Source organism: Streptomyces sp. S3(2020) (assembly GCF_013044505.1).
Lineage (GTDB): Bacteria > Actinomycetota > Actinomycetes > Streptomycetales > Streptomycetaceae > Streptomyces.
The window spans coordinates 1-15,043 of record NZ_JABERD010000042.1 but is presented as its reverse complement, the minus strand read 5'-3'; the positions used below and the strand labels follow the sequence as shown (position 1 = coordinate 15,043).

General features: G+C 68.1%; 13 protein-coding genes. 9 read left to right on the top strand and 4 right to left on the bottom strand.

The genetic code is table 11. The features are described 5' to 3' along the window. The first annotated feature begins 123 nt into the window (after positions 1-123). From HLK59_RS16140 to HLK59_RS16130, 3 genes are all read left to right on the top strand, one after another. Entirely contained in the window at positions 124-4,413 is a 4,290-nt protein-coding gene (locus tag HLK59_RS16140) for a hypothetical protein (protein ID WP_171142123.1), read from the top strand. After that, positions 4,410-5,300, top strand: coding sequence for a serine peptidase (locus tag HLK59_RS16135; protein ID WP_171142122.1), 891 nt, complete (start codon positions 4,410-4,412; stop codon positions 5,298-5,300). Before HLK59_RS16140 ends, HLK59_RS16135 begins: the two co-directional genes overlap by 4 nt. 448 nt (positions 5,301-5,748) lie before the next feature. After that, positions 5,749-6,036 (top strand): hypothetical protein, encoded by a 288-nt coding sequence (locus HLK59_RS16130; protein WP_171142121.1) that lies wholly within the window; start codon positions 5,749-5,751, stop codon positions 6,034-6,036. Positions 6,037-6,052: 16 nt separating this feature from the next. On the opposite strand, the gene HLK59_RS51015 is transcribed toward HLK59_RS16130, so the two are convergent. Beyond that, on the bottom strand, positions 6,053-6,577 hold the full coding sequence (locus HLK59_RS51015) for a hypothetical protein (protein ID WP_171142120.1): 525 nt from the start codon (positions 6,575-6,577) through the stop codon (positions 6,053-6,055). 211 nt (positions 6,578-6,788) lie between these two features. On the opposite strand from HLK59_RS51015, the gene HLK59_RS16120 reads away from it, so the two are divergent. The 3 genes from HLK59_RS16120 to HLK59_RS16110 all read left to right on the top strand — a co-directional run bounded on the left by HLK59_RS16120 (position 6,789) and on the right by HLK59_RS16110 (position 9,096). Beyond that, positions 6,789-7,133 (top strand): helix-turn-helix domain-containing protein, encoded by a 345-nt coding sequence (locus HLK59_RS16120; RefSeq protein WP_171142119.1) that lies wholly within the window; start codon positions 6,789-6,791, stop codon positions 7,131-7,133. A gap of 221 nt (positions 7,134-7,354) precedes the next feature. Next, on the top strand, positions 7,355-7,936 hold the full coding sequence (locus HLK59_RS16115) for a hypothetical protein (RefSeq protein WP_171142118.1): 582 nt from the start codon (positions 7,355-7,357) through the stop codon (positions 7,934-7,936). A gap of 467 nt (positions 7,937-8,403) precedes the next feature. Further along, positions 8,404-9,096 (top strand): hypothetical protein, encoded by a 693-nt coding sequence (locus HLK59_RS16110; protein ID WP_206327187.1) that lies wholly within the window; start codon positions 8,404-8,406, stop codon positions 9,094-9,096. A gap of 441 nt (positions 9,097-9,537) precedes the next feature. Here the strand turns inward: HLK59_RS16110 and HLK59_RS16105 are convergent, their stop codons facing one another. Further along, positions 9,538-10,113 carry a hypothetical protein gene (locus tag HLK59_RS16105; RefSeq protein ID WP_206327186.1) on the bottom strand — a complete coding sequence of 192 codons (576 nt, stop codon included), beginning with the start codon at positions 10,111-10,113 and terminating at the stop codon, positions 9,538-9,540. A 332-nt stretch (positions 10,114-10,445) separates the two neighbouring features. Between HLK59_RS16105 and HLK59_RS16100 the strand changes: the two genes are divergently transcribed. The 3 genes from HLK59_RS16100 to HLK59_RS16090 all read left to right on the top strand — a co-directional run bounded on the left by HLK59_RS16100 (position 10,446) and on the right by HLK59_RS16090 (position 13,330). Continuing rightward, a complete protein-coding gene (locus HLK59_RS16100; RefSeq protein ID WP_171142115.1) occupies positions 10,446-10,703 on the top strand; it encodes a YlcI/YnfO family protein in 258 nt (85 codons plus the stop codon). Next, the gene (locus HLK59_RS16095) at positions 10,672-11,076 is read left to right on the top strand and encodes a toxin Doc (protein WP_171142114.1); all 405 of its coding nucleotides are present in this window, start codon (positions 10,672-10,674) and stop codon (positions 11,074-11,076) included. Before HLK59_RS16100 ends, HLK59_RS16095 begins: the two co-directional genes overlap by 32 nt. A 400-nt stretch (positions 11,077-11,476) precedes the next feature. Further along, complete coding sequence (locus HLK59_RS16090) at positions 11,477-13,330, top strand: pentapeptide repeat-containing protein (protein WP_171142113.1); 1,854 nt, start codon at positions 11,477-11,479, stop codon at positions 13,328-13,330. A gap of 155 nt (positions 13,331-13,485) precedes the next feature. Here the strand turns inward: HLK59_RS16090 and HLK59_RS16085 are convergent, their stop codons facing one another. Together HLK59_RS16085 and HLK59_RS16080 are read right to left on the bottom strand one after the other, a co-directional pair. Then, positions 13,486-13,932 (bottom strand): helix-turn-helix domain-containing protein, encoded by a 447-nt coding sequence (locus HLK59_RS16085; RefSeq protein ID WP_171142112.1) that lies wholly within the window; start codon positions 13,930-13,932, stop codon positions 13,486-13,488. After that, positions 13,929-14,633 carry a hypothetical protein gene (locus tag HLK59_RS16080; protein WP_171142111.1) on the bottom strand — a complete coding sequence of 235 codons (705 nt, stop codon included), beginning with the start codon at positions 14,631-14,633 and terminating at the stop codon, positions 13,929-13,931. The genes HLK59_RS16085 and HLK59_RS16080 overlap by 4 nt, the downstream gene beginning before the upstream one ends. Positions 14,634-15,043: the final 410 nt, after the last annotated feature.

Here is a 15,043-nt window from a genome sequence, read left to right as displayed (position 1 = left end):
GTTCTTGATGATGTGGTCACCGGGACGGCTCGATGGTGTCTATCGTCGATCCCGAGTCATTGATCACGTAGGTGGAGGACAGGGCAACGCCGGATGCGGGAGTTGCCAGTGCACGGGGGGCCGATGGAAGACGTGGGTGCGTTGCGGCGGCACGCGGTGCTGTCGTTAGGGATCGCGTTGACGCGTACCGAGGACGGTGACTCGCCGAGGCCCGGTTTGGACGTCCTGGAGGAAGCCCCCGAGCAGGCCAGCAAGGTCGCAGAGGTCCTGTCGAAGTTTCGGTACACGCCGTACCAGGCCGGGGCGCCGGACGGACCTGCCGACCGTGGGAGGTTAGTCGAAGAGGCCGTGGTGGCCGAGGACGTCGGCGTGCTGATCGTGCACATCGTTGGGCACGGCGAACTGGCTGAGGACCGCAGCGAGAAGCTGTACGTCCTGGACAGCGACGGAAAGCGCCTGAGCCGGCCGGTGAGCGGGTGGATCGATCTGATCGAGGACCACCCGGAGCAGCATCGGCCCCTGACCCTGTTTGTCCTGGACGTCTGTAACGCGGGTGAGGCCGCGGTGACCGCCTGGCATGCCCGGATGGAGGTGGGCGAGCGCCGGGCCTGGGTGCTTGCGGCGACCGGTCACAAGGACAGGGCGTTTGACTACCGGCTGAGCAAGGCTCTGGTACAGGTTCTGGAGAAGTACCTCGACCGGGGGTCCCGGTTCGATCCCTCCGTCCGGTACATCCCGCCGCCCACGGTTTGGCGGGACGTCGAGCGCGCCGTGAAGGAACTGGCCCAGCAGGCCGGCGGCTTGGAACAGAAGATACAGACCAGCCGCGTTCCCGCGCATGAGGACCTCTCCCAGCTGCCGTTCTTCCCCAACCCCTCCTATGCACCAGGCAAAGGCCCAGTCGCCCGGCTCGCGGGCCTGCCACCGGAGATCGCCCGACTGGCGGACTGGGCCGGGGACCCGCAGCACTTCGTACTGCGCGCCAGCGGCGCCGAGCCGGTCGACCGCCACTGGGCACCGGGCTATTTCAGCGGCCGTACGGCACAGTTGGACACCCTGGCCCGCTGGCTCGACGAGGAGAGGGCCGGGCCCGGGGTGCGCATCGTCACGGGCAAGCCCGGCGTGGGAAAGTCGGCACTACTGGGCATCCTGGTCTGCGCGGCGCACCCGGCGCTGCGCCAACCCACCGAGTCCCTGTGGACGCGTCTTGACGATGACGCCCCGGGCAGGAACGACCGGATCGCGGTGGTTCACACCCGCCGCCTGTCCCTGGCCGACATCGTCACCTCCCTCGCACGCCAACTGCGCCACATCCACGCCCCGGACGGCCGACCGGATCCCGGCGACACCCGCACGGAAACCACCGGGAAACCGGCGGACTACCTGATGAGCCTGCTGCCTGACGACGGACAGCCGGTCACCGTGATCATCGACGCCCTCGACGAAGCCCTACAGCCCCGGGACATCACCACGGCCCTCCTCCTACCACTCGCCCGGCAGGCCCAGCGGCCGGGGAGCCCGCTACGGCTGCTGGTCGGCACCCGCGATGACGAGCGCTTCCACGCCCTCCTTGCGCTGGCCCGGAACGCCGGCGGTTGCACGGACCTGAGCGCCATCGCTCCCGACAGCATCCGCCGGGACGTGACCTCCTACCTCAAACGGGTACTCGCTCCCGACGGCCCCTACGCCGGCGCCACCCAGCGGCCCCTGCGGGACGCCCTGGCGGAAGCCATCGCCGAAACGCTCACCGAAGAGGGCCAGGACAGCGGCCCGGCCCAGAACCCGCTCCAGTGGGGCGAGTTCCTGACCGCGGGACTGTACGCGCACTACCTCCTCCAGATGCCAGCGCCCAGCACTCCACAAGAGGCAGCCCGGCGCGGCCGAGCTGTGCCCCGCAGCCTGCCCGAAGTCCTCGAACTCGACCTACAACGCCATACTGCCCAGCCGCTGCTGCGCCCTGTGCTGACCGCGCTCGCCTTCGCGCAGGGCCGGGGCATACCCGAAAGCCTCCTCGCTCACGCCGCTGCGGCCTTCACCGCTCCCTCCGACAGCGCCCACCCCCTGTCCCTGCCGGACCTGTACGCGCTCCTGGACGGCGAAGCCCGCTTCTACCTGCGCCGCGACGTCGACGACGACGGCACCACCCTCTACCGGCTCTTCCACGAAGGTCTCGCCGATTGGTTGCGCGACCCGGCCAGCCAGCCGCCCGCCCAGGACACCCCCGCAACAGCGGAATCCCCGCTCAAGTCGGCCGCGCGGCTATACGAGCGACTCCTGGACTCCGTGCCCCTGGACGCCTTGGACCGCAGACAGTGGCACCTGGCCACTCCCTACCTGCTGCGGCACACAGCCCAGCACGCCATCAGCGCCGGACGCCTGGACGAGCTCCTCATCGACGGCGGCTACCTCCAGCACGCCGACCCCCGCACCCTCGCGGACGCCCTCCAATACGCCCACTCCGACCAGGCCAGGCTCAACGCCGCGGTCTACCGGGCATCCTGGGGCATTCACCACGCGCTTCCTCCCGCCGCACGCCGCCAGCTCCTTGCCGTGGACGCGGCACGCTTCCGCAACAAACGGCTGCAGGCAGAACTGCCCGGTGACACCGACTGGCAGGTGCGCTGGGCAACAGGCAGCCAGGTATCCACAGCTCTGGCCCGTACTCTTACTGGCCACACCGGGCCGGTGTATGCGGTGGCGGTGGTGGAGCTGGGCGGCCGTCCCCACGCCATCACCGGCGGTTACGACGAGTCGGTGCGGGTGTGGGACCTGACCACCGGCATCCAGACCCTCAACCTCACTGGCCACACCGGGGACGTGCGGGCGGTGGCGGTGGCGGAGGTGGACGGCCGCCCCCACGCCATCACCGGCGGTGCTGGCGGGTTGGTGCTGGTGTGGGACCTGACCACCGGCATCCAGACTCTTAATCTCACCGGCCACACCGGGGACGTGCAGGCGGTGGCGGTGGCGGAGGTGGACGGCCGCCCCCACGCCATCACCGGCGGTTACGACGAGTTGGTGCGCGTGTGGGACCTGACCACCGGCACTCAGACCTGCACCCTCACCCTCACCGGCCACATTGGGCCGGTATGTGCGTTGGCGGTGGCGGAGGTGGACGGCCGCCCCCACGCCATCATCGAGGGTGACGAACGGGAGGTGCTGGTGTGGGACCTGACTGCTGGCACCCAGACCTACACCCACACCCGTACGTTCACCAGCCGCCCCATGTCGGTGGATGCGATGGCGGTGACGGAGCTGGACGGCCGCCCCCACGCCATCACCGGCGATCGTGGCGGAGGATTGCGGGTGTGGGAGCTGAGCATCGGCACCCACACCCGTACGTTCACCGGCCACACCGGGCCGGTGCATGCGGTGGCGGTGGTGGGGCTGGACGGCCGCCCTCACGCCATCACCGGCGGTGGCGACCGGGAGGTGCGGGTGTGGGATCTGACTACCGGCACCCACACCCACACCCGCACCCTCACCGGCCCCACCGGATGGATGGATGGGCTGGCGGTGGTGGTGGCGGTGGCGGAGCTGGACGGCCGCCCCCATGCCATCACCAGCGGTGATTTCGACGGGGCGGTGCGGCTGTGGGACCTGACCACTGGCACCCAGCCCCGCACCCTCACTTACCCATCCGGAATGATGAATGCGGACGCGGTGGCGGTGGCGGAGCTGGACGGCCGCCCCCACGCCATGACCAGTCATGCCGACGGGGGGGTGCTGGTGTGGGATCTGACCACCGGCACCCAGACCCACACCCTCAGCGGATTGATGGCTGCGCATGCGGTGGCGATGGCAGTGGTGGAGCTGGACGGCCGCCCTCACACCATCGCCGGTAGTGACGATGGGATGCAGATGTGGGACCTGACCACCGGCACCCGGACCCGCACCCTCATCGGCCACACCAGGTCGGTATATGCGATGGCGGTGGCGGAGCTGGGCGGCCGCCCCCACGCCATCACCGGCGGTTACGACGAGTCGGTGCGGGTGTGGGACCTGACCACCGGCATCCAGACTCTTAATCTCACCGGCCACACCGGGGACGTGCAGGCGGTGGCGGTGGCGGAGGTGGACGGCCGCCCCCACGCCATCACCGGCGATAGCGACGGAGGATTGCGGGTGTGGGACCTGACCACCGGCATCCAGACCCTCACCCTCACTGGCCACACCAAGGGCGTGCGGGCGGTGGCGGTGGTGGAGCTGGGCGGCCGTCCCCACGCCATCACCGGCGGTTACGACGAGTTGGTGCGCGTGTGGGACCTGACCACCGGCACCTGCCTGACCACGTTTCACTGCCCCGCACCCGTGACTGCCCTCGCTGTCACCCCGGCCGCCACCGTCGTCGTCGCCTTCGGCCAGGAGCTGGCCGTCCTCGACCTCGAACCACTCAAAGGCAGGTTCCGTTGACCAACCCTGGTACTCCACCGCTGCGAATCGTCGCCGTACACGGCGTCGGCAACTGCTTCGGCGCCGGCATTACCGGCACCCGTCTGGAAGAGTTCCGCGCGCTGAAGGCTGCCGCCTGGGCCCGGCAACTGGGCAACGGCCTCGGTGTGCCCGCGGACCGGATCGACCTCGACTTTGCCTACTACGCGGACAAGCTCCTCACGGCCCCGCCGGCCCAAGGCGAGGAGGACGGCGACTTCCTGGACGACCCGCTCGCCCAGGAGATGCTCGCCGCCTGGGCACAGGAGCTGGGCGTCCCCGGCGAGGTCTCGCAGGGACATGCCACGGTCCCGCTGCGGGCGCTGTCGTCCTGGGTGGCGCGCAGGTTCGACCTGGAGGACGGCCCGCTGCGGGTCTTCCTGCGGATGCTGTTTCCAGAGGTCGCTACGTACTTGCGGACCGAAGACGCCTCCGAGCGCATAGCCGCTCGCGAGGAGGTGGCCGCGCGGATCGGCAGACAGCGACCGCAGGTTGTCATCGCCCACTCCCTGGGCTCGGTCGTCGCCTACGAAGCCCTGCACGCCCATCCGGGTCTCCAGCCGGATCTGTTCCTCACCCTGGGCTCGCCCCTGGCGTTGCCCCGAGTGGTCTTCGAACGCCTCACCCCCGCGCCACGTTCAGCGCGCGGCACGTCACAGGGGGTGCGTTTGCCCGGGCAGACACGCTGGGTCAACATCGCCGACCCCGGGGACCCCGTAGCCGTCCCACCTCAACTCGGCCGGCACTTCGAGGGAATCGCCTTGGACCACACCAGTGTCATCAGCCCCCTCTTCCACTTCCACCACGCCACCAACTACCTGCAGTCCGCGATCACCGCCGCCACCATCGCCCCCTACCTCGGCATCTGATCCTCGGCGCCCCAGAGCGACGGCAGTTCGCTCGGTTGCCAGAGACAACACTGCAACCAGCGATAGCACCACAGCTGTTGCACTGGTTAGAGTTCAATCACAAGTGGCTGAGCTGCATAAACCCGAGGCCCGCACCACCACTACAGCCTCGCTCCCCCAGAGAAGCTGGGATAGTCGTACGCCACGACGGGATATTAGTTCGACCTCGCGCGGCCGGAGACCCGGCATGCCGCCCGTCGGCCGCAGGCGCGGGCGCTGGGCAATCCCGTTCGATCTGTCACTCATCAGGGTGATGAACGGCTCCGAAGTGCTGTTCCAGAGCCCCTATAGGTGAGCACGCGCCGCGGCCGCACACCGGTCGCCGGCCCGTGCGTGCCGAGCTGCTCCCCGTGCCCGAGTGCAGGCCCGGGCGGCTCCGTTCACGTCGTCCCAGCACAGAGGAGACCGAATGATCAAAATCCGTGGGGTGGCGCTCGTGACCCCCGCCACCCTGGACGCCGACGCCTACCGCGAGTTCTGCTGGGGCGCCGGTCTGGAGCGTACGGACACCGGCTACGGGCTGCTCCAGGCATTCGACGATGACACCTGGGAGGAGGTCATCGCGGTCGTCGAAGACGTCGAGTACGTGCGGCTCCTGAGGCAGTCCTCCGGCGTCGTCGTGCCCGCCGACAAGGTCACCCGCTTCCTGGCCGATTGGCCGGATCTGCGTCCCGAGTCCGACACCGTCTGGCCCTGATGCACGCCGCGACCAGTCAGGCATCCGGTCCGGCCGGTTCGCCGCGCAGCAGGTCGGGGCGGGCGTCGGCGAGGGCGAAGGCCTGCTGGAGGCCGGCCACGAGACGGTCGTCGATGCGGTAGCGCCGTGCTCGTTCGTCCCGCTGGAGGAGCGGGCCGGCGCCCTCCGGACCGAGGTGGCGCTGTACCGCCCTGGCGCTGGTCAGGGTCCCGCCGATTCGCGAGATGGGGATCGGATGCGTCGGGTGGTGGGCGAAGTGCTGCTGGACGTCGTCGTACGAGGCGGTGCCGCCCAGCTCGGTGATCCGGCGCAGGACCGCCCGGGCCCCGGGCATCAGCGCCGCGATCAGCTGGAACAGCAGCTGGTCCGTCCAGCCGTCGGCGAGGTCGTCGTCGGCGAGGCCCTGCGGGCCGGGGCGCGGTTCCGCGGCCGGCGCGTCCGGCCACGCGTCCGGGACGTCCGGCCGTAGCCCGTACGCGGCCTGGACGGCGGCGATCGCCTGCTCGTAGGTGTCCGTCCCGGTGTCGATGGTCAGCCGCACGACGCCCCCTCCCGTGATGATGTGCTCGCAGTCATCCTTCCCGGCGGTCGGCGGCCGCTGTCCACAGGGGAGGGGCCCGACGCTGCCGGTATGGATGATCAGCACACCAGCCCGGCGTCGGTCACGCTCCGGCGCAAGCTCTTCAACGGCCTCGGGCTGGCCGAACCGGCCCTGTTCACCTGTCCCGCCGCCGAAATCCACGCGAGCCCAGATGAAATTCCTTCTCACGCTCGCCAAGGGCTCCACGGCGGCCGTAGCCGAGCGGCTGGGCGTCTCCCGCCGCACCGTGCAGCGCTATCGCTCGGGCGCCATCAAGAAGCCGCAGAAGCGCCTCCAGGAGGCTCTGGTGCAGGAGACCCAAGCGCGATGGAAACCGCAGGTCAAGGTACAGGCGCGGCAGCGCCCGGCCACGACCGGCGGGCTTGTTATCTCCTCCCGCGCCTTCTTCGGATTCGGCCCGGAGGGGACCTCGGACGCGGGACATCATGACCGCCGTCTCGCCCATGCACGCCGACCTGGTCCTGACCGTGCGGGAGATCGGAGCGACGGACGATGATCTGCACGAGCTGGTTGCCGAGGCCATCACCGACGCCTATTTCCGCAGAGAAGGAGGCGGCTGCGCGGGCCTGCACGTCGAATTAAAGGACATAGAACGGCTCGATGTCTCGTTTTATCCGCACAGAATTCAGGACTGCGATAAACCTGTCTTCGGCTGCCGCGCCCACCGCGCGGCAGCCGAAGTTCCTTCACCGTTTCCGCGACGATTGGGAGGCTTGTGTGAGCACCCCCGCACCTCGATCCCACCGGCGCCCGCGCGTGCCCGCCCACCGCGCGGCCGCGCCCCGCGAGCCGGTCGACTGGGCGAAGGCCGGGCGCCGGTCGGTCCGCCGGCGGGCCCGCGGCATGACCCACCCGGAGGCAGCGGCCGCCCTCGAGGAAGCCGAGCTCCAGCAGCACCTGGTCCGCGACCACGAGGACCTTGCCGGCGATGAACGCGGCCCGGCCGAAGTCGCTGAGTGGGCGCGCATCGTGCAGCTGCTCGCCAACTCGGGCGGCGTGTACGACCCGGACGCCGACGCCGTGGTCCAGGACGAGCTCGCCGCCGACGCCGAACACGAGCGCGCCCAACAACTGGAGGACGAAGCCGCCCGCCGCGCCACCCTCGCCCCCGACGTCCTGCGCCACGCCCTGCTGCGCACCCTCGCCCGCACCGGCCTCCTGGACGGGCTGAGCGAGGACGAGCTGGCCGCCGTCGACCGGCTGCCCGACATCGACCCCGCGGCTGCGCTCGCCGTCAACGCCCTGCTCGCCCGCGCCCACGAAGCCGGAGCCGGCTCGCGTCCCGGGGCCGCGTCGTGACCAGCGACCCGGACGGGCTGATCGCGGTGTTGGTGGAGCCGACCTGGTGCGGCACCCGGTTCGAAACGCTCACTGCCGACGGCCAGGTCCACGTCGACGGCCGCCCCCTGATCGGCGAGACCCGTACTACGAGGGCGAGGACGACCCGGACTTCAACCCGGTCTGCCACTGCCCGCGCACCCCGGCGCAGCTCTGTCTCGCGTGCGTCGGCTGCGGGCCGTGCCGCAGCCCGCACATCTGGCCTGAGGCCCGACCCTGATCGCGGAGGGCAACCCTCACAGGCCCACAGGCAACCTGTGACATGACTGAAAGTCCGAACAGCCTATTCGCCCTCAGCGGCTGCGCTGTCCCTCGAACTCTGTCTCGCCAAGGCTGTCGATGTAGCCCGTCAGAGGGGCCAGGCCTTAACTCGCTCGCGCCGGTCAGATGGTCTCTTTGTCCAGTGGGGCGCCCAATGGAAACGTTGCGTGAATCAAGTGGAGGAGGACCTCATGGGCGATGAGCCGAAAGTCGGCAAAAGCCTCGATGGCACGCCGGGGATTAAGGGGCAGAACGATGCTCTTGGCGTGGGTGTGGAGGGGCTGGCGAAGCAGGGTATCGGCGTTTATGGGAAAGCCGAGGGGGAGGACCCGAACAACAAGGCGGTCGGGGTGAAGGGATTCAGCTTCGGGAGGAAGGAGGAGGACTTCGGCGTGCTGGGGGAAAGTGTCGGGCAGGCGCCCGGGGTCAAGGGAGACAACAGCCGTGGAGGCCCGGGCGTGGAGGGTACGGGGTATCGCGGACCCGGTGTCCGGGGGACGAGCGGCAGCGGTCCTGGCGTCCATGGGAAGTCGCTCCAGTCAAGGAGTCCTGGTGTTCACGGGGAGGGCACGGGCGGTCCCGGTGTCCGGGGGACATCGGATGAGGACTGTGGCGGACGGTTCGAATCCCAGAAGCACGGTCAGATCTACCTGAAACCAGTCAAGCCGGAGTTCGCGTCTGATGGGACGCCGAAACTGCCTCGGACGGGCGCACCTGGCGAGTTGCTGGCCGTTATGGGACCGGACTTCTCATGCACTCTCTGGCTCTGCGTCGTGCAGAGTTTTCCTCTGCCGCACCACCCCAGCCCGGTGAGTTGGGCTCCAGTGCAACTGGGCCCGGCAGTCCAGGGCGAGGTGTAGGGGGGTGAGGAACATCCCTGGACGTCGTCCCCCGCTCATGGAAGGCCTGTCGCAGGCCGGCCAATGACCCCGGCCTGACCCGCCCGACGGGACCCAGCTCGCCGTACGAACCTGGGTCCAGCGGGGTCTCCTGGGTCCTGGGGCCGGCGTTTTTCCAGGCGGACCCAGGACGTGCACCGGAGCTGGGTCCGGGGTCCAGCCGAGTCTGCGGATCTGTGTCATCGGCACCGATCCGCGTCATCAACGCCCTGTTTTCCCAGGTCGCCGGGATCATCTGTGTCACTGTTCATCTGTGTCATCGGGCGGGTTTCGTTCGTACCGCAGACCAGTGCCACGCCCCGGCAATACCGTGAGAACACACGCCAGATGACGCCCCAAGAGCCCTTGATGAGCCAGGAGCTGGCCACATCTGCAACCTCACTGAAGCCGCATAGGTGACTTCTATTTGCAGCGTGGCGAATTATCGCGCACCGCTACTTCACGGGTACCTCCGAATGAAACTTGTCGGATTTCGGCCCCCGTGTCCGAGCCGTAGCGATATGTGGGCCCTGCATAGCTTTCCCCGTTGGATAGTCGAGCAAAGGCAGAGCTGCCGTCTGCTGCCCATGTATCCCCGTTCCGGTCCTGGAAGCGCGCTTCAGCGTTCCCGAACATTGGTGTCGAGCCTCCGAGTGTCGACTTTCCCAGCTCGCCAGAGAAAACCTTATCGAATCTGACACTCAGTCGGGTACATGCAGGCACCAACGTGGGACGCATCTCCGCCTCAATTTTATAATAGAGGCCATCCGAGCTGACGAAAGAGCTCAACGTTACTCTACTCAGAGGAAACCGATTGGGGTTGTCGATAATTGCGACACCCTCAGCCGTTATCGTAAATTCGACACGTTCGGCGAAATCTCTTGCTTCGCTCTCGGCTTTTTGTTCTTCCTTGTCTTTTTGATCCTGATAGGTGGCGACTGCTACATACGAGGTGGCAATAGCAGTTGCTACGGTCATCAAGGCGGCTACTCCGGCCAAGAGCGTTCCCCACGCGCTAAGCAACCCGTGCCGCTCCTTCGGGGCAGGCGCCGTTTGTTGCTCGACAGAGTCAGACGGGGCAGACGGTGTGCTGTTCGGCATAACTTCCCCCTTCAGGGCGGCCAGATACCCGGACCGTCCTTGCTGAATCTCGAACAGCCCTCAGTGCTGGGCTGTGTCATCACTTGCCTATTTTCCCGGGTCGTCGCTGTCACGTGTGTCACTGTTCGTCTATGTCGTGGCCCCCGACGGGTGACGCCGGACACGCCCCCGTCCGGATGCAGTTTCGTCATACACCTCCCGTGCTGTACGCCCTGCTGTACGGTCGGAGCATGTCGAAGTCAGTGACGATCCGGGTTCCCGAGGACCTCCACGCCCAGTTGCAGGAGCGTGCCGAGACCGAGGGCACCACGGTCACCGCGCTCATCACCGAGGCCGCACGCAACGCGGTCCGCGACCCCCGCCTCGACGGCGCCGCAGACGTCTTCCGCCAGTTCGTCGCCGACAACGCAGACGCGTTCGACGCGGCGTTCCCCGACGACGCCCCCGCCCGTCTGGATGCTGCTGAGGTCCCGGGGCGGGCGGCCTGAGGTGGAGCTGCACATCGACATCCGCTGGCTGCTGGAGCGCCAGGCGGAAGTGCTGCCCAAGCAACCCTCAGTCCACGACTTCTCCAACCTTGTGGCGGCAGTCGCCCGACACCGCGTCAACACCCCGCAGGTCGGCGTGACCGTCGACAACGCCTGGCGCGCGGCGGCCCTGATGCACGCCATCATCCGGCTGCGCCCCCTCCCGGCCCGCAACGCCCTGTACGGCGCCGCGGTCGTCACGGCGTACATGGACGCCGCCAGCGAAGCCGTCGACCCGCCGTACGGCGCGCTGATCGACCTTGCCAGGGACATCGACGCCGGCCGCGCCGATGGGTACGACGCGGCCGATCGCATCCGCTCCTGGCGGATCTGATCTCCCCTGATGCGCAGCGCCCTGGACTTCCTTGGTCCGGGGTGCTGCTGCTCGTGCTCCTTGGGCAGCAGTGCCGACTGCACCGGCCTGTTGTTCGGTTGTGTCCGGGTACTGTTCGGGACTCCGGAGAGCGTTGACACTTCTGCCCGTCGGTCAGGCGACACAAGGGTGCTGCTCGGGTCACGAGGCCGGGTCGGCGGCCCATTTTTCCATCGCACTGGCGGCGGCAGTCAGAAGTACATCCGCGCATTTCCCGGGGCCTACGTGCTGCTGATCGGCGAATGCTTACCGAACTGATCGGCGGAATTTGAGGGCGCCGTGGCCCATCGCCGTTGAGCCTGAACCGTTCCCGTCCCCAGGGCGTCCATACGGGCACCTGACATCGTGGAGCCGCCGCGCCATGAGCACATCCGCACCACCGTCCTGGCCGCACTGCGCACACGGCGCAGACTCTGCCGACCCCGTTGGGTGCCACGGCATCCATGTCCCTGGCCACACCGCGTGCCTCGCCCACCTGGTTGACGCCGACCGCGACGCTTACCTGGCCGGCCTGACTCCCGGCGTCAACGTTGACCACCGGGGCACCGCCTTCACCGAATCCCTCCTCGACGCCTTGCTCAATGCCCTCAGTGACCCCGCAACCGGTCACCCCCGCTTAGGCAACGCCTGGTTCGAGTCGGCGACCTTCAAGGGCAACGCCGTGTTCCAGTCGACGACCTTCGAGAGCGACGCCCGGTTCCAGTCGGCGACCTTCAAGGGCAACGCCGTGTTCGAGTCGGCGACCTTCGAGCGCTACGCCCGGTTCGAGTCGGCGACCTTCGAGCGCTACGCCCGGTTCGAGTCGGCGACCTTCAAGGGCAACGCCGTGTTCCAGTCGGCAACCTTCGAGAGCGACGCCGGGTTCCAGTCGGCGACCTTCGAGCGCTACGCCGGGTTCCAGTCGGCGACCTTCAAGGGCAACGCCGGGTTCGCGTCGGCGACCTTCGAGAGCGACGCCGTGTTCCGGTGGGCGACCTTCGGGGGCGACACCGGGTTCGATTCGGCAACGTTCAAGAGCGACGCCGGGTTCCAGTCGGCGACCTTCGAGAGCGACGCCGGGTTCGAGTCGGCGACCTTCAAGGGCAACGCCTGGTTCAGGTCGGCGACCTTCGTGGAGGCTGACAGCGTCGGGCCTTTGGTGTGTGCTGGGCGGGTTGTGCTTTCCGGCGCGAAGTTCGACAGCCCGGTGACCCTCACATTGGCTACGCGCCGTCTGGAGTGCCGTCGCACTCGCTGGTCATCGACAGCGGAGATCCGCCTGCGCTATGCCACCGTGGACTTCGCTCATGCGGTGTTCGAGTACCCCCTCACCATCGCCGCAGAACCCGATCCGTTCCTACGCGCCGACGGCCAGCAACTGGTGGACGATCCCTTTCCGGGCGAGCCCGACCCTAGGGTGCGGGTGGCGTCGCTGCGCGGGGTGGATGCGGCCCATCTGGTCCTCGCCGACCTCGACCTGTCGGGTTGTCTGTTCGCCGGCACCGTGCACCTGGACCAACTCCGTCTGGAGGGCGCCTGCACCTTCGACACGGCCCCGCCCGCCGTGTGGCGGCGCTGGCCGCCCGTGCGGTTCACCGAGCGGCGCGTTCTGGCCGAGGAACACCACTGGCGTGCCAGCCGACCGGGAGCAGTGCGGGGCTGGAACGTGGCAGTCCTCGGCGCCGGGCGCACGGGGCCGTTGCAGCTGGCTCCGGTGTACCGGGCTCTGCGCAAGGCCTTCGAGGACGGGAAACACGAGCCGGGGGCCGCGGACTTCTACTACGGGGAGATGGAGATGCGCCGCCATGCCGACGACATCCCCCGCAGCGAACGGGGACTGCTGAGCGCGTACTGGGCGCTGTCCGGCTACGGCCTGCGCGCCTCCCGGGCCCTGGCCTGGCTCGGCTTCGCCATGCTCCTCACCATCACCCTGCTGATGGCCTTCGGCCTTGCCCAGGACACCCCGAAGCAGACCGCGACCGGCACCGTACCGGCCGGCGGGGGCAAGGCCACCTTCCAGATCGACAAGGACGACCCCCAAAATCCCACCGGCAACCGGCTCACCGGCGAGCGCTTCGAGAAATCCCTGAACGTCACCCTCAACTCGGTGGTGTTCCGCTCCTCCGGCCAGGACCTCACCACCGCCGGCACCTACATCGAGATGACCTCCCGCCTGACCGAACCCATCCTGCTGGGCCTGGCCGTCCTCGCCGTCCGCAACCGCGTCAAACGCTGACAGCCCTGCCCGGCCCGGCGAAGCCCTGGGAACGGTTCGACCGAACCGTTCCCGGCTATGTGCCCTACTTGCCTGCGCCGTCGATCGCGCTCTTGAACTGCACAGAAACCCTTCGGCCCCTAGATAACGCCGGAGTGCCAGCCCGGCCGGGCGGGTCAGGAGACAGCTTTGAGGTTCTGGCGGCGCTTGGCGTCTGCCCGGCGTCGGCGCTTCTCAGCGAGCTGGTCCTGATACGCGGTGACGGCCCTGCGGTAGCGGTCGACGAAGTCGGTGGAGTTGAGGCGCTCGTTCCTCGGCATCGCCTTGACGGCCGCGATAGCGTCCTCGGGCGAGGTGTAGGCGGCGAGCATGGGGTTGAGCTGGTAGACGCCGGCACGCTGCTTCTTCACCAGCTGCGCCAGGTCCAGGTCGCGCAGGGCCGCGTTGACCGCCGTCCGGCTCAGGTTGAGCATCTGGGCGATCGTGCCCTGGTCGATCTCGATACGGCCGCCGGGCTCGCTGTGGGCACGTAGCTTCAGCAGCACGCGGTAAGCCGCAGGCAGCAGATCGAGATCGGCGACGACGCCTTCCGCGTTGACCGCGGCAAAATGCAGACCGCTCACTGTTCGGCCCCCTTCTCCTTCAGCTGCGCCCGCTCCAGGCGCCGGCGAGCTCGCTCGTCTGCCCGTTCCTTACGCAGCCGCTCGATCTCCTGCCTCATCTTCTCCAGTGAAGGGAACCGCACCAACTCGGGCAGGCTCTGGTCCGCACGGATCTGCTTGAGGGTGACGTGCTGGTCGACCTTGATGTACTCGGGCTCCATGGTCTCGGTGCCCGGGATGAACTCCGCTACGCGATAGCTGTAGGGCGGGTTGAACTGGTACACCCCGCGCTTCACCCGGAAGACGATGCCATGCGACATGATCTCGCCCAGGGCCTCGTTCGCCTTGGTGCGCTGCACGTCCAGGACGGTCGCCATCTCACCCTGTGTCAGGGGGATCCGCCCGCCGGCCTTCTGACAGGCGATCATCAGCAGGATGAGCCGCAGCGGCAGCGCTTCGCGGAAGAACTGCGCGATGACGAGGAAGAACTCCAGGCTGTCCATGGAGAACGCGTTCGGCTGCTCCTCCGTCCTGTAGAACTCCATGGGCTTGCGCTTCTCGCCCAGCGAGAGCTTCCGGCCCGGGTACTGCCGTGCAACGTCGTCCAGGTCCTTGACGGGCCGTAGCGGCTGGTTCCAGGCGTCGGAGGGATCGTCCAGCGGCAGCTTCGGCTGTGGCGCCTCCTTGGCGCTTGGACGGTGGCCCTGCGGCTCAGTCGACACGAAGCTGCTCCCACGTTGTTGATCTCCGACGCGCAGCAGTATGTCAGCTCTGCTTGAAACAGATGTCGCTCCGACACGACATGTCGCGCAGGTTGTGTCCCTCCAGGGGGGACAGATCTCCCCCCTGCCCGCCCGGCGGTCGGCCCGCCAGACGCATCCGTCCCAGATGTCGCCTGCACTTAACACGAGCGCTTAGAGCATGTCGTCCCTGGTTGACATTGGCCGGTCGATGTGCCCCCTCAGTCGAGACAGATCGACCTCGATATGTCCCTCCAGTGATGGGCGTCGTGGGTTTTTCAGTGGTGTGGCGTCGTTGGTTTTCACTGCTGGTTTTCTGGGGTGGGCTGGGGGCTGTGTCTTATACCCATCTGTCTCGTACGGCGAAGAGGAGGGGGTAGATGAGGGTGGGG